The sequence below is a fragment of the Hymenobacter sp. B81 genome, assembly GCF_044628455.1.
Lineage (GTDB): Bacteria > Bacteroidota > Bacteroidia > Cytophagales > Hymenobacteraceae > Solirubrum.
In genome coordinates this window covers 587,613-606,235 of the sequence record NZ_JBIYZW010000003.1, presented here as the reverse complement: position 1 = coordinate 606,235, position 18,623 = coordinate 587,613, and the positions used below count along the sequence as shown (strand labels likewise).

14 protein-coding genes are annotated in these 18,623 nt (G+C 63.7%); all 14 read right to left on the bottom strand.

All coding sequences use genetic code 11. The features are described from left to right. Nucleotides 1-91 precede the first annotated feature (91 nt). Nucleotides 92-3,823: a hypothetical protein gene (locus tag ACE191_RS19310; protein ID WP_400193881.1), complete on the bottom strand. Its 3,732-nt coding sequence runs from the start codon at nt 3,821-3,823 to the stop codon at nt 92-94. 202 nt (nt 3,824-4,025) lie between these two features. Further along, complete coding sequence (locus ACE191_RS19305) at nt 4,026-7,727, bottom strand: ATP-binding protein (RefSeq protein ID WP_400193880.1); 3,702 nt, start codon at nt 7,725-7,727, stop codon at nt 4,026-4,028. A gap of 183 nt (nt 7,728-7,910) precedes the next feature. Next, a complete protein-coding gene (locus ACE191_RS19300; RefSeq protein ID WP_400193879.1) occupies nt 7,911-8,168 on the bottom strand; it encodes a hypothetical protein in 258 nt (85 codons plus the stop codon). 62 nt (nt 8,169-8,230) lie between these two features. Next, a complete protein-coding gene (locus tag ACE191_RS19295) occupies nt 8,231-8,785 on the bottom strand; it encodes a DUF420 domain-containing protein (protein WP_400193878.1) in 555 nt (184 codons plus the stop codon). After that, nucleotides 8,772-9,398, bottom strand: coding sequence for an SCO family protein (locus tag ACE191_RS19290; RefSeq protein ID WP_400193877.1), 627 nt, complete (start codon nt 9,396-9,398; stop codon nt 8,772-8,774). Before ACE191_RS19290 ends, ACE191_RS19295 begins: the two co-directional genes overlap by 14 nt. Before the next feature lie 51 nt (nt 9,399-9,449). Next, nucleotides 9,450-9,800, bottom strand: coding sequence for a cytochrome C oxidase subunit IV family protein (locus tag ACE191_RS19285; protein WP_400193876.1), 351 nt, complete (start codon nt 9,798-9,800; stop codon nt 9,450-9,452). A 79-nt stretch (nt 9,801-9,879) separates the two neighbouring features. Continuing rightward, complete coding sequence (locus ACE191_RS19280; RefSeq protein ID WP_400194118.1) at nt 9,880-10,626, bottom strand: cytochrome c oxidase subunit 3; 747 nt, start codon at nt 10,624-10,626, stop codon at nt 9,880-9,882. Nucleotides 10,627-10,670: 44 nt separating this feature from the next. Further along, nucleotides 10,671-11,258, bottom strand: coding sequence for a heme-copper oxidase subunit III (locus tag ACE191_RS19275; protein WP_400193875.1), 588 nt, complete (start codon nt 11,256-11,258; stop codon nt 10,671-10,673). Nucleotides 11,259-11,355: 97 nt separating this feature from the next. Further along, nucleotides 11,356-12,219, bottom strand: a complete 864-nt coding sequence (cyoE, locus tag ACE191_RS19270) for a heme o synthase (RefSeq protein ID WP_400193874.1) — start codon at nt 12,217-12,219, stop codon at nt 11,356-11,358. Nucleotides 12,220-12,271: 52 nt separating this feature from the next. After that, complete coding sequence (locus ACE191_RS19265) at nt 12,272-13,378, bottom strand: heme A synthase (protein ID WP_400193873.1); 1,107 nt, start codon at nt 13,376-13,378, stop codon at nt 12,272-12,274. A 116-nt stretch (nt 13,379-13,494) separates the two neighbouring features. Then, nucleotides 13,495-15,357: a cbb3-type cytochrome c oxidase subunit I gene (locus ACE191_RS19260; RefSeq protein WP_400193872.1), complete on the bottom strand. Its 1,863-nt coding sequence runs from the start codon at nt 15,355-15,357 to the stop codon at nt 13,495-13,497. Nucleotides 15,358-15,385: 28 nt separating this feature from the next. Beyond that, nucleotides 15,386-16,480 (bottom strand): cytochrome c oxidase subunit II, encoded by a 1,095-nt coding sequence (locus ACE191_RS19255; protein ID WP_400193871.1) that lies wholly within the window; start codon nt 16,478-16,480, stop codon nt 15,386-15,388. Between the two features lie 96 nt (nt 16,481-16,576). Further along, the gene (locus ACE191_RS19250; protein ID WP_400193870.1) at nt 16,577-17,905 is read right to left on the bottom strand and encodes a quinol:cytochrome C oxidoreductase; all 1,329 of its coding nucleotides are present in this window, start codon (nt 17,903-17,905) and stop codon (nt 16,577-16,579) included. A 2-nt stretch (nt 17,906-17,907) separates the two neighbouring features. Next, on the bottom strand, nt 17,908-18,576 hold the full coding sequence (locus ACE191_RS19245; RefSeq protein ID WP_400193869.1) for a c-type cytochrome: 669 nt from the start codon (nt 18,574-18,576) through the stop codon (nt 17,908-17,910). Between the last annotated feature and the right edge of the window lie 47 nt (nt 18,577-18,623).

Genomic DNA, 18,623 nt, shown 5'->3' with positions numbered 1-18,623 from the left:
AGCAGGCAGCGGAATAGCTTGGGCAACGTAGGGGCCGGATAAGAAGGTAGCAGCGGGCAAGTACGCCTTTTCTACCGGCTTCTGCCTGCGTCTAAAACAGTACCGACACCTGCATGCGGCCGGTGTGGATGACGGCCAGGCCGTCGGGCTTGCGGCCGTCGTAGCTCAGGTTCAGGTTCAGGCCGTTGCTCAGGCGCTGCTCCAGGTTCAGGTTCCAGCTCAGGTTGTTGCCCGGGCGCAGGGCGTTCAGGATTTCCAGGCCCACCACCGTGCCCGGGTCGCCGCGGAAGGCCACGCGGGTGTAGCGCGTGGCGGCCGAGAGGGTGCGCTTGCTCACCTGGCTCACCCGGGTTTCCACGCCCAGCTCGTCGAACACGCCGCGGGCGTCGGCCTCGGGGCCGCCGGCCAAGGTGTTGCGCTTGCGCGTGTGCAGGTAGGTACCGGTGAAGCGGAAGACCGTGCCGGGCTGGTAGCTCAGCTCGGGCGCCCACTCGTACTGCTCGAGGCGGAAGTTGCGCAGCACCAGGTAGCTGCTCAGGTTTTCGCGGATGCTGCGCGTACCCGTGAGGCGGCCGGTAAACGACTGGGCCAGGTTGCGGCGCAGCAGCAAACTCTGGCTGGCCAGGTTGCGGGTGTCGGTGCCGGTGGTGAGCAGGCTTTTCAGCTGGCTTTGCTGCACGGTGAATTCGGCCCCGAAGATGGGATTGGAGCGATTGAAGTAGAGCGTGTTGCGCAGCAGCTTGTTGAGCGAGAGCAGCGTGGCTTCGTTGGTTTGGTAGGCGAAGGGGTTCAGCCGCTCGCTCAGGCTTTTCTCGGTGGTGCGGCGGTCCAGCGTCACGCTGCTCAGGGTGCTGAAGCGGGCCAGCGCGGCCTTCCAGCCCCCACCCTCGCGCCAGCCCCGCGGGGCCGCCAGCGTGAGCCGGTAACCGAAGCGGTTGGTGAAGGCAATAATGTAGTCGTCGGTGGGAATAAATACCTTGATGTGGGTGCGGAACACCGCGTCGGGCGTCTGGGCCTCGAAGAACTCGTCTTTTTCCTGGCGGCCGTCGCCGTTGGCATCCTGGAAGTAGTGCGTGCCCTGGCCGTTGGGCACCGGAATAAAGGAGTAGTCGCGGCGCAGCTCGCGGCCGGTGGCCACGCTGTAGGTCAGCTCCGAGCGCACCTGGTTTTGCAGCAGCCCCAGGTTCCAGCCCAGCTGCCCCAGCACGGTGCGCTGCCGGGCGCTGTCGCGGGCGGCCAGGTCGCGGTAGGTAGTGAGCAGGCTGATGTCCTGGTAGCGGCCCAGGCGTGAGGTAAGCGAGCCGCTCCAGGTCTGGGCGCGGCCGCGCAGCTGCAGGGCGTTCAATTCGGGCGTGGGCGCCTGGTCGCGGCGGTAGGTGTAGTCGAGGCGAAACTGGGTGCGGGCCGTGTCCTGGCTTTGCACGAACACGGCGTGCTCGTCGAAGTAGTTGGCCGAGGTAATGGAGTCGCCCGAGGGCAGGCGCACCCGGTTTTTGTCGAAGCGGTAAGCGTAGCCGGGCACGATGCGGCCGCGCAGGTAGCGCACGGCGGTTTCGCCGCGGGCCCAGGTGCTACGCTTGCGCCCCACTTCCGAGTCGAGCAGAAACAGGGCGCCGCGCAGCTCCACGTCGCCCAGGCGCTGGGCCGCGTCGAGCCAGTGCTGCAGGCCGCTGACTTCGCCGGCCCGGTAGCGGCGGCTGAGCCGGTAGCCGAAGTTGTTGTCGGCGTCCTTGGCGGCGCCCACCGCGAAGTTCAGGATGTTGTCGGCCCGCGCCGGGCGGTACGAGGCGTTGCCCTGCACGGTGCTGGCCGTGCTCCAGTTGCGGTCGAACTCGATGTCGCGGTACCGGTCGATGGGCGCAAACCGCTGGCTGGTGTACTCGTAGTCGAGGGCCGAGCGCAGGCGGTAGTTGCGCAGCACCGGCAGCCCGCCCAGCACCTGGCTCAGCGGCCTATCCTGCACCACGTAGCCCACGCGCAGGCTCTGGCCCTGGTCCGACTGCGGCGAAAAGCGGTTCAGGTCGAGCTGGGAGGCGGCCACGTCCACAAACACCGCGGCTGTGGAGTCGAGGCGGAAGCTGGCGCCGGCCGTCACCAGCTGCTTCTGCAGGGGCGTGGGCAGCTGGCGCTCGGCGCGGTAGCGGCCCTGGCGCACGCCACCCACCGGGGCCACGTACTCAAACACGCGCCCGTTGGCCGAGGCGTTGGCGGTGCTCACCACGTAGTCGCCGTTGCCGGGGCCTACGTCGGTGAAGCGGGCGTTGTACACCCCGCGCAGCGAGTCGCGGGCAAACACGAACACGTAGCTGCGCGCCTGCGTGCCGGGGTCCACGCGCAGCTCGCGGTGGTACTGCACCTGCCGCCGGTCGTAGGCCACCGAGTCGGCGCCGGGCACCGCCACCAGGCTCACGTTGGCGGGCGTGTCGCGCAGGCGCTGCTTGTCGTCCTCGCTCAGGGTCAGGTTGGGCGAGTTATCGGGGTTGTCGGCTTCGCGGTAGAAGTTGGCGTGCACCTGCAGGCGGCCGGCTTCCTGGTAGTGGCTCAGGTGGTAAAGCGAGCGGGAGTAGTTGAAGTCGGAATACTCGAAGTCGATGCGGATGCGCGAGTTGCGGGTAATCAGGTGGCGGGGCGAAAACGTGACCTCGGCCGTGTTGTAGTCGATGACGTAGTCGTTGTCGAAGCCGCGCACCAGCAGGCGGCCGTCGAGGTACACCCGCTCGGAGTTGGCCAGCACAATGATGAACTGCTCACCGTTGGGTCCGCGCAGGCGGTAGGGTCCCTGCACGTTTTCCAGGGGCTCCACGGCCAGGCTGGCAAACTTGCCCTTGGCCACGCCCGCCGCCACCGTGGTACTGCTGCGCAGCGGCGTGAGCCCGCGCACCGCCCCGCCCACCGGGCTGCCGGCTGCTTGCGTGGTGTACACCGCCGGGCTGCCGCCCTGCTCGGGCGAGAGGGGCGGGGCGCTCTGAAAGCTGCCCGGGGCCGCCGCACCCGAGCCCGGCAGCAACCCCAGCTTCACGCCGGTATTCACTTCCACGGCCGCGCCCTGCACGTTTTTGTAGAAGCGCAGGAAGTAATCGGGCTTGTTGCGCAGCACCACGTCGCCGGCCGTGAGCGTCCAGTTGGGGTGGGCCAGGGTGATGAAGATGCGGTCGAACTCCTGCAGCTGCTGGGTGTTGCCCTCGGGCTGAAACGGCACGTTCTGGTCGGAGATGTTGGCCGTGAGGCTGATTTGCTCGGTGAGCTTGCCCTCGAGCTGCAGGTTCAGGGCCGAGTTCACGAACACGTTCTGGGCGTTGCCGAAGGAAATGCCGCGGGTCAGGTTGCCGGTTTTGTTGATGCCGGGCGTGGAAAGAATCTGCTCTTTCTGCACGAAGTCACCGTAGCCGAACTGCGGCCGCTCCCGAAAGCCCAGCGAGTCCATGAGGCTGCGCGGCCGCCGGGCCAATGGGGCCGAGAGGCGCAGCGGCAGCACGCGGTAGCACACCAGCACCGAGTCGGGGCGGTTGGTGGGCAGGCGCAGCGCGGGCTGCCCGGGCTCCGGCGAAGGCACCCGGCTGCCGGGCCACAGCAGCAGGTACTGCTGGCGGAGGGCGTCGTAGGCCACCGAGCGGCCGTCCACCACCACCGACGAGGGCACCACGGTCAGCGAGTCGGGCAGCGCGAATACGGTGGTGTCGCGGCCGGCGGGCACCGGCACCCACTGGCAGCGCCGCGACGAGGGCACCGCGCCGGGGCGCACCTGCGCCGTGGCCCGCGCGCCCGCCGCCAGCAGCGCCAGCAGCAGGCAAAGGCGAATCAGCGGGGGTAAAGCGTGCGGCATAGGGCGAGCCAGTGGGCGGCGTCGGCAAGACGAAGTAACGTACGGCGGGCTAACGTCGCATGCGCCCGGAAAAATCCTTGCGGCCGGGCCCCGGGGCAAACTCTTCGCCCCCACCCCGCCGGGCCGCGGCCGGCTCAGTGCCCGGCGGCCAGCTGCCGGGGGTTCGGGGAAGTCAGCCGGGCACAAGGCGCCCAGGGCGGGCCTACTGCGGGGCCAGCGGCAGGTCGATGCAGAAGGTGGTACCCACGCTGGGCTCGGTCTCAAACCAGATGGTGCCGCCCGCGCTTTCGATGCCGCGCCGGGCCACGGCCAGCCCGATGCCCGAGCCCTTTTCCTTGGTGGTGAAGTTGGGCCGGAACACCTTTTCGCGCACCTCCTCGCTCATGCCGGCGCCGTTGTCCTGAATGCAGATGCGCACCTTGCCCGCCTGCGGCAGCTCGATGCGGGCCCGCACCTGCGGCTTGCGGTCGGCGGGCACGGCCTGCAGGGCGTTGATGAGCAGGTTGTTGAAGGTGCGCACCAGCAGGTTTTCGTCGGCGTACACGATCAGGTGCTCGGCTCCCGGGGGCAGCTCCAGCTTTACGTGCTGGTGCAGGGCCACGCAGCGACGCAGCACGTCGGCCACGGCCAGCTTGCTGGGGCTCATGGCCGGCAGGTTGGTGAAGTTGCTGAACGAGGTGGCAATGTCGGTGAGCACGTCGATCTGGGTGATGAGCGTCTGCGAAATGCGGCCGATCAGATCTTCCAGGTTGTCGCGCTTCTCGTTGATGGCCCGCTGCAGAAACTGCAGACTCAGCTTCATGGGCGTGAGCGGGTTCTTGATTTCGTGGGCCACCTGCCGGGCCATTTCGCGCCAGGCAGCCTCCTTTTCCTGCATGGCCAGCTCGCGCTTGCTGTCTTCGAGCTTGTGCAGCATGGTGTTGTACTCGCGCACCAGCAGCCCGATTTCGTCGCCCGACTCGTAGTGCAGCGGCTCGTTCTGGCCGGTGAGGGTGGTGTGGCGCAGCTTTTCGGTGATGAGCTTGAGCGGGCGCGTGAGCATGCGCGCGGCCAGAAACGAGAGGCCCACGAACAGGATGAACATCACCGTGAAGATGTTCAGGATGGTGGTCGTCAGCTCGGTGAGCTTGGTGTTGAGCTCCTTCTGCGAGTCGAAAAACGGAATGCCCACGTAGCCGATGACCGCGCCGCCGCCCGGCGAGGCCGACTCGGCCCGCAACGGCAGGTAGAGGGCGTTGAACGACAACGTGCCGGCGCGCTCGGTGAGCAGAATGCGGGGCTGCCCGCGCTCGGCCAGCGCCACCACGGCCTGGGGGTTCATCAGGTTGCTGAGCAGGCCGGCTTCGAAGATGAGCGGCTGGCTGCTCACCAGCAGCTGCCCGCGCTCATCGTACAGGTTCAGGTCGGTTTCCGTGAGCGTCGATACGTTTTCGGCCAGCTCCGTGAGGCGGTCGTGCTTGGTCGAGTCGGCCAGGAAGGCGTGGTTTTTCAGCAGGCTCTGCTGGGCCAGCTGCCCGCGCCGCTCGTAGCTGCGGCGCAAATCGCGCTTGTAGGTTTCGGTAAACAGGCTGGCTGTGGCCAAACTCACCACCAGCAGCGGCACCACAATGCCGATGTTGAGGAAGAGCTGAATCTTGGTGCTGAAGTTGGTGCGCAGCACCGTCAGGCGCGGGCCCCGGGCGTAGAGCAGAAATATGGCCGCCGCTACCACCGCGCCGGCCGTATGCAGCAGAAACCAGAACGAGAAGTTGGCCAGCCACTCGGCCGCGGCGTAGGTGGCCGTGGTCACCACCACGGTGCGCTGCTGCGGCCCGCGCACCGCCAGGTGGTGCACCCCCTGCCCTACCAGTCCCGATTCGTAGAGCGTGGAGTCGGTGAGCAGCACGGCGGGGAAGCGGTTCACGTAGTCGAAGTCGCCCTCGCTGTACACCAGGCGCTGCTGCTCGTAGCCGGCGTAGCTCAGGTCGGAACCCAGGCCGGGCTGAAAGTACTTCTGGTCAACCAGCAGCTCGGGCACCACACTGTTGGCGGTCAGCTTTTTCAAACTCAGCTCGAGCAGCACCGTGGCCGTGCCCCCGCTCACGGTGGGCACCGGGATAAAGGCGGCGTAGCGCCGGGTGTCGAACGAGCCGCCCGAGCGCAGCAGGTAGATGTCGGGCAGGTCGGTGCGCACGGCCTGGCGCAGCAGCCGGGCCCGCACCTGGGCCAGGCGCGGGGCCTCGGCATCGCCGCCCATCAGCCGCCCGGCCGCGTCGTAAATGGTGGCGCTGGCGGCGTACTTATCAAAGTAGTCGCGCAGGTAGTACTTCACGATTTTCTGGCGCACCACGTCCTGGTTGTCGAAGGGACTGGCCAGCTTGGTGCGCAGCAAGGGGTCGGCGGCCATGTCGCGGGCGCGCTCGGCCAGCAGAAACTCGCCCTGCAGGTCGTTGTCGAGCAGCAGGTTGTTGGCCACCCGCTGCTTGTTGAGAATGAGCTGCTGGTCGAAGTGGTCGTAGAGGGCCGCGGCGCCCAGGCCGGCGCACATGCCCAGCAGCAGAAAGAAAAACAGGTAGAGCTGGTAGGGTAGCACCACCGTCACCGGCCGCAGCCCAATCAGGCGCACCACCAGGAAAAACAGCATGGTCAGGCCCAGCAGCCCCAGCACGATCTGCTCCATGGCCACTCCCACCGACAGGAAGACGATGCCCAGCACGCCCAGCAGGAGCACGCCCAGCACGCGGGTGCGCGGCCGCACCGAGGCCTCAAACACCTGCATTAGCACCCAGAAACCCAGCAGATAGCTGGCCGTGTGCAGCACAATGGCCAGACACAGCAGCAGCTTGAAGCCCGAAAACTGGGTGTTTTGGGTCACGTCGAGCACCAGCTGGGAGTTGCTCACGCAGCTCAGGTAGAACTCGTAGAGCAGCACCAGCAGGCCGTAGAACAGCACCACGGCCGCGCTGCCCACCGCCAGCCAGTGCCGGGGCTGCCGCAGCCGCCGGATGTAGCGCACCACGCCGTAGCGCCGGAACAGCAGCAGCCCGTACCAGGCCACGGTGAGCAGCAGAATGCCGTTGATGAGCAGGTCGCCGAGGGAGGGCGACACCCACGAGGCGGCAAACACCCGGGGGTCGAACAGCGGCAGCTCGATGAAGGCGAAGGGCAGCCCGAAGTACAGCAGCACCGCCCGGAACAGGGTAAGGGGCAGCACCACGGCCAGCACGCCCAGCAGGGGTTGGCCGTGGGCAAACTGCCGCCGCGCCAGCCGCAGCCAGCCCACTACCGACAGCAGCAAGCCCAGCAGCACCAAAGCCAGCGGCACGTACTTGCCCCCCACCGGGTCGGGCTGCAGGTTGTCGAGGTAGAACAGCGGCTGGCCATCGGCGCTGTGCAGCTGGGGCAGGCCGGCCCGGCGCCCGGCCGCCAGCGGCCGCACGCTCAGGCCCCGAAACAGGGCGTGCTCGGAGCCTTCGCGCAGGTAGCGGTTGCTGATGCCGTAGCGGCGCTCCAGGGGAATGTAGGTGAGAATGACGTAGGGGCCCACCGGTTGGCGCAACGCCAGGTAGTAGCCGAAGCGCATTTCCACCAGCCGGGTTTGAAACGCCTGGGCCACGTTCTCGGGCTCGGGCCGCATGGTGTGGTCTGACCAGTACAGCAGCTGCTCGCCGCGGTACACGAAGGTGGGGTAGCTGCAGTCCTGCAGCGCCTGGAAGCCGCCCGCGCCCCGACGCAGGCGCAGGGCCAGCGTGTCGGCGTCGCGGCGGCCGGTTTGCTCGGCCTGCAGCAGCAGTTGCTGCAGGCGCGGCACCTCGTTGTGGCGGCGGGCGTCGGTGGCGGCCGCGTAGCGGTTGCTGACGTAGGCGCCCGCGAAGCACAACAGCGCAATAAGCAGCAGGGCAATCGGGGAGCGGGGAGGTTTCACGTCAGACAATCAAACGATTCGGCAGGTAAACCGGGCTGAACAGCAAAAATGCCGCCAGCGGGCGGCATCGAGCAATATACGGGGGGCGGTGGCCGCGAATAATGCGCCTGCGCCAACTGGTGCCGGGCGTAAGCCACGACGCCTTTTGGCCGCAGGGCAGGCCGGGCGCCGCGAACCCGCTTTCTAGGCGGAAGCGGCCTGCTGCTTTTTACGCTGGCTGTTGCGGTACCAGAAGTAGCCCACCGAGCCGATGAGCACGTAGGGCACCGCCATCAGGTACAGAATACCCGAGTTCAGGCCCGAAAAGTCGTAGCCCTCGTCCTGCGCCGACTCGCGGCCGCTTTCCACGTTGGTTTTGCACATGGCGCACTGGGCCAGCGCTACTTCCGACTGCCCGCTGAGCGCTACGGTCAGCACGAGGGCGGCAAACGTCTTTTTCATACTCAAGCAAACACCGTCACGGTGGTTAAGTTTCCGAAGCCCAGGGTCCCTAAGCCCGCCGGTTACTGCGGGTAGTAGGGCGAAATCATCAGGTACACCAGCACCCCCGTTACCGATACGTACAGCCAGATGGGAAAGGTCCAGCGGGCAATGCGGCGGTGGCGGGCAAACTGGTTGGTGAGGGCGAAGTAAATCGTGAACAGCACCAGGCCCACCGTTACAGCGGCCAGCACAATGTGGGTGAGCAGCACGAGGTAGTACACCGTGCGAATCAGCCCTTCGCCGCCGAAGCGCGTGGTTTCGGCCTGGGAATGATACACCACGTACGACACCAGGAACAGCGCCCCCAGCAGAAAGGCCGAGCCCATGGCCGCGCGGTGCGCGGCCACGTTGCCCCGGCGAATGAATACAAAGCCTACCACCAGCAGCAGGGCCGTGAGTGAGTTGAGCCCCGCGTTTACCGCCGGCAGGAAACTCACGTCGAGGCCGGCCACGCGGAACACCTGCGGAAAGTAGTAGAGCACCGCCACCGCCACCGGAATGATGAGGCCCAGGGCCAGCATCCCAATCTGGTAGGCCCGCGGCGTGGCCGGCGTGCCCGCGTTATTCGTGGTCATAGGTGTAAAGCAAAATGCGGATTTCGGTGATGAGCCGATCTACTTCCTTGGGGTCGAGCCCGTCGTAGAGTCCGCGGATGTGCCCGTCGCGGTCGACCAGCACCAGGCGCTGGCTGTGCACCATGCCGGGACCCGAGCCAATGGCGGCCGGGCCGGGCTCGGCCACGCGGTACTGCTGCAGGGCAATCTGGCGCAGGCTGTCGGCCGGGCCGGTGAGGAAGTGCCATTTGCCGGCAATGGCCCCGTACTGCTCGGCGTAGCGCGCCAGCACCGCCACCGAGTCGTGCTGCGGATCGACGGTGTAGGAAAGCAGCTTCACGCGGGGCTCGGCCCGGTACTTTTCCTGCACCCGCTGCAGCTGGGAGTTCAGCCGCGGGCACACCTGGGGGCAGGTGGCGAAAAAGAAGCTGGCCACGTACAAGCTGCCCTGCAGGTCGGCCGGCGCGAGGCGGCGGCCCGACTGGGTGTGCAGGCGCACCGGGGCTACCCGGTGAAAAACAGTGTCGCGCTGCCACTTACCGCCCGCCTGGGTGGAGTCCACTCGCAGGGGATAGTAAGTGCGCAGCGCGAAACGATTGGTACCGAACGTGGCCAGGAAAACGAAGGCCAGCACCGGCACAAGCAGAATAAGGCCCAGAACGAGAACCTGCCGGGGCCGCATCCGCTACTTGTAGGCGTTGAAGATGGACTCGCCGACGAAGCTACCTTCGGAAATCAGGGCCACTAGCAGCCAGATCAGCAAAGCCATCGGAATGAGAATGGTCCAGATCAGGCCCTTGGTCTCGTGACGCAGGTGCATGAACTCGGCCACAATGAAGAAGGCCTTGAAGATGGTCAGGATGATGAAGATGCTGTTGCGCAGCGTGCTGGCATCCATAACGAAGGCCAGCAGAAATTCGAAGGCCGTGATGCCCACGATCCAGGCCAGGGCCTTCAGGATGGGCTTAACGTTGGCCTTGCCGTGGTCGACAACGCCGTCGGAGTTGTAGTCGGATTCGGGAGCGTGATGAGCCATGAGAAGTGAAATGGAGAAATGGTGAGTGGTGAGCTGCTGAAACGGCCGGAACCGGCTCATCAGCTCACTATTTCACTAATCAGATGAGGTAGAAGAAAGTGAAGACGAATACCCACACCAGATCCACAAAGTGCCAGTAGAGGCCAATCTTCTCGACCATCTCGTAGTGGCCGCGCTTGTGGAAGGTGCCGTTGGAGGTGGCAATGAAGCACCAGATCAGCAGGCAGATACCCGAGAATACGTGGGTGCCGTGGAAGCCGGTGATAAAGAAGAACAGGTCGGCAAACAGGACCGGCCCGTACTCGTTCACGGCCAGGTTGGCCCCGAATACGGTGCTGCCGTCGGCCATCTTCAGGCCATGGTCGCTACCGCTGATAAAGTGAGTCCATTCCCAGGCCTGGCAGCCCAAGAACATGCCGCCGAACAGGATGGTCCACAGCAGCCATTTCTGCACGTCGTCCTTGTCCATGCGGTGGCCGGCCTCCACGGCCAGTACCATAGTTACCGACGACACGATGAGAATCATCGTCATCAGGGCCACAAACGCGAGCGGGATATCCACACCGTGCAGGCCGGGGAAGGCGTTGAACACCTTTTCCGGAATGGGCCAGTGGGCCGTGGAGAAGAAGAAGTCTTCAGCTTTGCCAACGTAGGCGAGGTGGCGGTGACGCACCATGCCGTAGGTGGTCAGGAATGCCGCGAACGTGAAAGCATCCGACAGCAGGAAGAACCACATCATCAGCTTGCCATAGCTGGCTTTGAAGGGTTCGTTGCCGCCGTCCCAGGTACCGGTGCGCGGTGCCTCAGCCGTGGCCGCAGTTTGCATTGCCGCGTGTGGAATGGCCATAATGAGCGTGAAAAAAGACGAAACTAGTGGTTCAAAAGTAGGAACAAATACAGGTACAACCAAAGCGCGCCGAGGAAGTGCCAGTAGATGGTACCGTTGGTCATGGCCATCATTTGCCGGGAGTGCACGTTGAAGCGCAGGCTTTTCACAAACACTATCAGCAGGAATATCAGGCCGGTAACTAAGTGAAAGCCGTGGACGCCGGTGAGCACGTACAGAAACGAGCCGGACGGATTAGCATCAACGCCGCCAAAGAAAATCTTGTTGCGTACCAGCTCGCCCCACACGTTCCACTGCCCGACCAGGAAGGCCACGCCCAGCGCCAGCGTCGCGAATACGCCGATCTGCACCCGGCGCACCTCGTCGCGGCGGGCTTCAAACCAAGCCCACTGCAGGGTGGCGCTGCTGGCCACGATGAGCAGGGTGTTGATGAGCATGCCGGCCGGAATATCAAATTCCAGCCAGTTGCCCTCGCCGCGGCGCACAATGTAGGCGCTGGTGAAGGCGGCAAACATCATGGTGATGCTGACGATCATCAGCCACAGCAGAAAGCGCAGCGGGTGAATACCCGAACCGGGCTGCTTGGGGCTAAGCGTGTCGGAAGTTTGCATGACTAATTGAGTTAAGGCCGGGACTGGTGCACCGGCAGCCCGATTGGCTTGCCCGGCCACGCCCAGCGTAGGTTACATCTTGATTTCCTCCCCTGTCTTACAGTTTGTCCAGTACCAAAGCTATCTGCACGATGGGCAGGTACAGGAACGAGCCGAACATGATGCGCATGGCCGCTTTCTTGGTGCAGGTGCGCATCAGGTACAGCGTCTGCATCAGAAACAGCACCCCGCACACCACGGCAATCAGCGCCGAAGTTTTGCCGGTCATGCCGAACTGCAGGGGCAGCAGGCTCAGCGGAATGAGCAGCAGCGTGTAGGTCATGATCTGGAAAGCGGTGCGCAGGTCGCGGCCGCCGGGGGCGGGCAGCATCTTAAAACCGGCTTTGCGGTAGTCCTCATCCAGAACCCAGGCAATGGCCCAGAAGTGCGGAAACTGCCACATGAATTGGATGCCGAACAGAATCCAGGCTTCGATGCTCAGCACGCCCGTGGCGGCCACCCAGCCAATCATGGGCGGCAGGGCCCCGGGAATGGCGCCCACGGCCACGCAGATGGGCGAAATGGTTTTGAGCGGGGTGTAAATGAAGCCGTAGAGAATCAGCGAGAGCAGTGCCAGGGCGGCCGTGAGCGGGTTGAAGTACCAGCCCAGCAGCAGCAGCCCCGCCACGCCCGTCAGCGCCACGACCCCCCAGCCTTCGCGCACCGACAGCACGGCCTTGGGCAGGGGACGCTTGGCCGTGCGCTTCATCAGCTTGTCGAGGTCCTTCTCGTAGATCTGGTTGATGGTGTTGGCCGCGCCGGTTACCAGCAGCCCGCCCAGCATCACCAGCAGGGCCTCGGCCCAGTGTCGCGTCCAGCTGAATTCCCGCTGCCCAAGCATGAAGCCGATGGCCGCCGAAAAAGCCACCGTGAGCGACAAACGGAACTTGAGCAGCTGAAAGTAGGCCCTGACTTTGGTCATCAATGCAGTAAACAAGCGAAGCAGAGCCCAGGCTCTGAAAGGGGCCGCGAAGTTACGCAACAACGCCCGGATACCGGTCCAACCGCGTCGTTTTCACGGCCTGCCGGTAGCGGATCAGCGCCAGAAACTGCACCCCGAACAGCAGGGTACCCAGGGTGAGGTGCAGGGGCTGCACGGCCGCCGGCATGGCCCAGTAAGCCAGCACTATGCCCGCCAGAATCTCCAGCCCGATAACGAGCATGGTGGCTACTGCCAGCCGGCGCAGGTCGTGGTGGCCGGTTTGGTACAGCTGCCAGCAGGCGTAGGCATTGCCCAGCAGCAGCAAAGCCGAGAAGCTGCGGTGTACCAGGAACGCGCCGCCCAGCTGCTCTACCCACTGCTCACGCTGCAGGTAGTTCAACCCAAAGGCCACCAGGTCGATTTCTTCGCGCACCTGCGTACCCAGGATAATTTGCCCGAACGTGAGCAGTACCAGCCCGACCAGCAGCCCGCCCAGCCCGCCGCGCACCGCCGGGGCCGGGGTTTGGGCCGGGGCGCCTGGCTCCTCCCCTACTGCCGCGTAACGGTCGGCCCGCACCAGAGCCCAGATCAACAGCCCTACCAGCACCAGAGCCAGGCCCATGTGAATGGTTACCAACTCGGGCAGCAGGTTGGTAGAAACTACTAACGACCCCAGCCAGCCCTGAATGCCCACGGTGATGAAGCTCACCAGCGCCGCCCAGAACACCAGCGGGTCGCGGCGCAAAAAGGGCCCGGCAGCCAGCACCGTGGCGAAGATGAACAGCCCGATGAGCGCACCCAGCAGCCGGTTGACGTATTCAATCCAGGTTTTGGTGGCGTTGAAGTCGGTTTCGATGTACTGGGTGGGGTGGGCAAACACTTCGCGCGCCACTTCGCTGAAGCCCAGCTTTTGCAGGGTACCGGCCACGCGCTGATTTTTGGCTACGCGCTGGGCCAGGTAAATCTCCTTGTAGTTGGCCGGCAGCTGGCTCACGTCGGTGGGGGGTACCCACTGGCCGAAGCATTTGGGCCAGTCGGGGCAGCCCATGCCCGAGCCGGTGCTGCGCACGATGCCGCCCACCAGAATGAGCAGGTACACCGCCCCAATCGTGAGCGTGGCCGTGAGGCGGAAGCGGCGCACAAAAGCAGGTTGAGTCATCGGAATAGGTAAACAGATCAGAGGGCGGAAGTTCAGCGGGGCCAGCCGCGCTGCAGGGTCAAAAAGAAAGGGAAACCCGGAGCGGGTTTCCCTTTCGAAGAGCCAGGAGGCCCGGGTTATTCCATTTCCTTCTCGTACGGCAGGTTCGAGGACACCGTCTTCGAGTAGGGCACGTTCTGCGGGATGAAATCCTGCTCGGCGCCGGGCTTGCTGTAGTCGTAGGGCCAGCGGTACACGGCCGGGATGGCACCAGGCCAGTTGCCGTGGCCGGGGTCTACCGGGGTGGTCCACTCCAGCGTGGTCGAACGCCAGGGGTTTTCGGTGGCGCGACGGCCGCGGAAGGCGCTGTAGATAAAGTTGAACAGGAACACGAACTGCGCGAAGAAGGCCAGAATGGCGGCCAGCGAGATGAACGCGTTCAGGTCGGCGAACTGGTTGAACATGTCGAAACCCGTCCAGGCGTAGTAGCGGCGCGGGAAGCCGGCAATACCAACGTAGTGCATCGGCAGGAAGATCAGGTAAGCCGAGAGCAGGGTCAACCAGAAGTGCACGTAGCCCAGCTTCTCGTCGAGCATGCGGCCGAACATCTTGGGGAACCAGTGGTACACACCGCAGAACATGCCGAAGAAGGCCGACGAACCCATTACCAAGTGGAAGTGAGCGACCACGAAGTAGGTGTTGTGCATCTGGATGTCCAGCGCGGCGTTGCCCAGGATGATGCCCGTCAGACCGCCCGAGATGAACAGCGACACGAAGCCGATGGCAAACAGCATGGCCGTGGTGAAGCGGATGTTGCCGCGCCACAGCGTTGCCAGCCAGTTAAAGGTCTTCACGGCCGAGGGCACGGCAATGATCAGCGTCAGGAACATGAACACCGAGCCGAGGAAGGGGTTCATGCCGGTGATGAACATGTGGTGAGCCCACACGACGAACGACAGCAGCGAGATGCCCAGCAGCGAGCCAATCATGGCACGGTAGCCGAAGATGGGCTTGCGGGCGTTGGTGGCCATTACTTCCGACACGATACCCATGGCGGGCATGATCACGATGTACACCTCGGGGTGGCCCAGGAACCAGAACAAGTGCTGGAACAGGATGGGCGAGCCGCCCACGTGGTTGAGGGCTTCCCCGGCGATGTAGATGTCGGAGAGGAAGAACGAGGTACCGAACGAGCGGTCAAAGATCAGCAGCAGGGCGGCCGAGAACAGTACCGGGAACGAGAGCACGCCCAGAATTGCCGTCAGGAAAAACGACCAGATAGTCAGCGGCAGCTTGGACATCGACATGCCCGCGGTGCGCAGGTTGATGATGGTCGTGATGTAGTTCAGGCTCCCCAGCAGCGACGACACGATGAATAGCGCCATCGATACCAGCCACATCGTCTGGCCCATGCCCGAGCCGGGAATGGCCTGCGGCAGTGCCGACAGCGGCGGGTAAATCGTCCAGCCAGCCGAAGCGGGGCCGGTTTCGAGGAACAGCGACAGGAACATGATAACGCTCGACAGGAAGAAGAACCAGTACGAGAGCATGTTCAGGAAGCCCGAAGCCATGTCGCGGGCGCCAATCTGCAGGGGAATCAGCAGGTTGGAGAAGGTACCCGAGAGGCCGGCGGTGAGCACGAAGAACACCATGATGGTGCCGTGCATGGTCACCAGGGCCAAATAGAACTCGGCGTTGAGCTTGCCGCCTTCCACCCAGCGGCCCAGCACCGGCTCCAGCCACTCCATGGTAGCCTCGGGCCAGCCCAGTTGCAGGCGGAAGATGGTGGAGAGCGTAGCGCCGATGAAAGCCCAGAAAATCCCCGAAATCAGGAACTGCTTGGCAATCGTCTTGTGGTCGGTGCTGAACACGTACTGGAACAGCCAATGCTGGTCGTGGTGCTCGTGTTCGTGCTCGTCGTGGTGGTCGCCGGTGGCGTGATGCTGCACGTGCGGAGCTTCCTGCGCATGTGCGTTCGTCGGAATATTCGTAGCAGCCATCAGAAAAGCTTGCTTTAGTAGTTACTCGTTACAGCGAAGCCTTGGCTTCTGCGGGTGCCGGCGCAGCCGGAGCGGCCGGAACAGCCGAAGCAGACGTAGCTGCCGATGCTCCCTTAACCGCTTCCATCTGTTTCTGTTTCAGGTCGGTCAGCACATCGGGGTTTTGCTCCACAAAGGCTTTCTGCTGGCCGTACCAGGCTACGTAGTCGTCGGGCTCATCCACAATGATGTTGAGCTTCATGGCGAAGTGGCCGCGGCCGCAGATCTGGTTGCAGGCCAGCTCGTAGTTGAAGTTCGGGTTGCCCGTTTCGGCCCGCATTTCGTCGGTCGTCTTGGTGGGCGTAAACCAGAATTTGGTGGGCATGCCCGGCACGGCGTACATCTGCACCCGGAAGTGCGGCATGTACACGGCGTGCAGCACATCGCGCGAGCGAATTTTCAGCAGCACGGGGTGGCCCTTGGGAACGTGGATTTCACCGGCGGTGAAGTCATCCATGTTCTTCTGGTCGGTGAAGTCCATGCCCAGCTCGTTGGTGGCGTCAATCAGGCGGAAGTTTACGTCGCCCAGCTTCTGGTCGCGACCGGGGTAGCGCACCAGCCAGTTGAACTGCTTGGCCACCACTTCCAGCACGATGGACTCTTTGGGAGCCGGACCGGTGATGTTGGTCCACTGCTTCCAGCCGCCGAAGATCAGACCCGACATCACGATGGCCGGAATGACGGTCCAGATGATTTCGATCTTGTTGTTGTGCGAGAAGAAAAACGCCCGGCGGCCTTCGCGGTACTGGTACTTGTAGGAGTACACGAACAGGGCCACCTGGGTGATGACGAACACGATGCCGATGATCAGCATGGTGGTCCAGAACATGCGGTCGAGGAACGCACCGTGCACCGAGGCAATGGGCGGGTTCATCTTGTCCCAGTTGTCGACGAAGGAGTACGCGAAGGCGGCACCACCCACAATCAGGAACACCAGCATCAGGATGGCATTCACCCGGTTGCTAAGGCCGATTTCGCGCGAGTAGCTGCCCGAGAAAATGGAGGTCAGAACCTGGAGCCGGAACAACAGGCCGAACACGACCAGCAGCAGCACCAGCGCCAAGAGAATACCGAGAGCAATCATGAGGGAGAAGTTAGAAGCGAGAACTTAGAGCTGAGAGCCGGGAAAAGGAACCACTGCGGCTCGCCATTCTAAGCTCTACTATCTCAGTTCTAAAAATCAGGTGGTATGGTGCATGCTCTCCTCCACGAACGGGTGGTTCACCGGAATGAGCGAAGCTTGCGAAAGGCGGCGGGTCATCAGCGTCAGCCAGGCGCCCAGGAAAATCAGGGCCACGCCAATCTCGATCATAAACCCGCTGTCAGCCTTCATCGTTCCGGGCATGATCATCAGGTAGAAGTCGAACCAGTGGCCGATGAGAATTCCGATGGTCACCAGCTTAAGCATGATCATCTGCCGCTTGGCGTCGCGGGTCATCAGCACCAGGAAGGGGAAGACGAAGTTGATGATCAGGTTGAAGAAGAACAGCCAGGTGTACTTGCCGTCGAACCCACCCAAGCGCTGGTTGAAGTACACGGCTTCCTCGGGCAGGTTGGCGTACCAGATCAGCATAAACTGCGAGAACCACACGTAGGTCCAGAAGATGCTGAAACCGAACATCAGCTTGCCCAGGTCGTGCAGGTGGTTGGCGTTCAGGAAACGCAGGTAACCGGCTTGCTTGAGGTAGATGGCGCACAGGGTGATGGCGGCAATGCCCGATACCCACCACGAGGCGAATACGTACCAGCCGAACATGGTCGAGAACCAGTGGGTGTCAATCGACATCACCCAGTCCCAGGCGGCCATCGACGAAGTCACGGCGTAGAACACCAGAAACAGAGCCGAAACGTTGATGCTCTTGTCCCAGAAACCGGTGCCGCCCAGTTGATCTTCCTCCAGCGAGAGTTTACGCAGGCGCTCGGAGAAGAACCACCAGATGAACAGGTAAACCACCATGCGAATCACGTAGAACGGCAGGTTCAGGAAGCCCGACTTGCCGGCGATGAGCGCGTCGTAGTTTTCCGACTTGGGGTCCGTGATGCCCGGCATCGTCCAGTGGAAGATGTCGTGGTTGATCAAACCCGCGCCGAAGGTCAGTAGCATGATAACGGCGCCGGGCAGCAGCCAGGCGCTGAAGGCCTCGGCAATGCGCTTGACGATAACCGACCAGCCCGCATAGGCTACGTAGTTGATGGCAACGAACACCGTGCCCACGGCGGCAATGCCGGTGAAGAACACGTTGCTGTGCCAGAGGCTTACGATCAGGCGCTTGAGCCAGGTGGGGCTGCCGTGGTGCTCGGCCGAGGCGCCGGCGCCGGCGCCGGCGTGGTGAGCCCCCGCGGCGGCTTCGTGGTGCCCCGAGCCGATGCCCGTGAAGGCCAGAAACAAGCCCACGCCCAGCAGGATTACGCCCGCAATGATGAACATGGTAAACCGGCGGCGAGCCGACGGTGCCAGCTCCAGAAACTCAGCCGTAGCGGTTTCGTGATGATGCGTCGTTGTTGCCATAGTTAGTTCGCCGAGCCGTTACGGGCCGCTTCACCCTGACCCGGCTCCTCCGACATGTCGTTGGCTTGAGCCTGGCCGTAAGGGGCCGTGTTTTGCTGATTCGTTTTCTGACTCGTTTCGAGTTGGTCGTTTACCATATCGGCCAGGCCGTCCGGGCCCTTGCCCTTCTGCAGCACCCGCACGTACATGGCAATCTTCCAGCGTTCCTCGGGGTTGACCTGCGAGCCGTGCGGCATCATGCGGCCCTTGCCCCACTGAATCACGTGGTAGATGTGGCCCTCGTTCATGGTGGCGTAGGCCCCCGTGGCGTAGTTGGGTACGCCCTTGAACTTCTGCCCTACCAGGCCCTGACCGTCGCCTTGCTCGCCGTGGCAGTGGGCGCAGGCGCGGGTGTAGAGCACCTTGCCTTCTTCCAGGTTCTGGCGCGAGTAAGCCAGCGGGTTGCGCAGGCGGCGCTCAGCAATGGCCACGCTGTCCTTACCGATGTGGTTGTAGTAGCTGAGCTTGCCCCGCGGCACGGTGCCGGTAGCCGGCGTGCGCGAGTTAATGCCCATGGGGTTGATCGTGTTGGCGTCAACCTGCCGCAGCGGATCGTACGGGATGGATTCGTACATCTCCGGCGCATATTCCAGACCGGGGTCGTTGGCGTCGTTGCAAGCCGTAGCCAGCACCGCAGCAAACAGAACAGCCGAAGCCCGTACGCCGTGTTTGAAGAAAG

Coding starts and splice junctions, on each gene's coding strand:
- ACE191_RS19310 (WP_400193881.1), bottom strand. CDS start 3,823: ATGCCGCACGCTTTACCCCCGCTGATTCGCCTTTGCCTGCTGCTGGCG.
- ACE191_RS19300 (WP_400193879.1), bottom strand. CDS start 8,168: ATGAAAAAGACGTTTGCCGCCCTCGTGCTGACCGTAGCGCTCAGCGGG.
- ACE191_RS19295 (WP_400193878.1), bottom strand. CDS start 8,785: ATGACCACGAATAACGCGGGCACGCCGGCCACGCCGCGGGCCTACCAG.
- ACE191_RS19285 (WP_400193876.1), bottom strand. CDS start 9,800: ATGGCTCATCACGCTCCCGAATCCGACTACAACTCCGACGGCGTTGTC.
- ACE191_RS19280 (WP_400194118.1), bottom strand. CDS start 10,626: ATGCAAACTGCGGCCACGGCTGAGGCACCGCGCACCGGTACCTGGGAC.
- ACE191_RS19275 (WP_400193875.1), bottom strand. CDS start 11,258: ATGCAAACTTCCGACACGCTTAGCCCCAAGCAGCCCGGTTCGGGTATT.
- cyoE (WP_400193874.1), bottom strand. CDS start 12,219: ATGACCAAAGTCAGGGCCTACTTTCAGCTGCTCAAGTTCCGTTTGTCG.
- ACE191_RS19265 (WP_400193873.1), bottom strand. CDS start 13,378: ATGACTCAACCTGCTTTTGTGCGCCGCTTCCGCCTCACGGCCACGCTC.
- ACE191_RS19260 (WP_400193872.1), bottom strand. CDS start 15,357: ATGGCTGCTACGAATATTCCGACGAACGCACATGCGCAGGAAGCTCCG.
- ACE191_RS19255 (WP_400193871.1), bottom strand. CDS start 16,480: ATGATTGCTCTCGGTATTCTCTTGGCGCTGGTGCTGCTGCTGGTCGTG.
- ACE191_RS19250 (WP_400193870.1), bottom strand. CDS start 17,905: ATGGCAACAACGACGCATCATCACGAAACCGCTACGGCTGAGTTTCTG.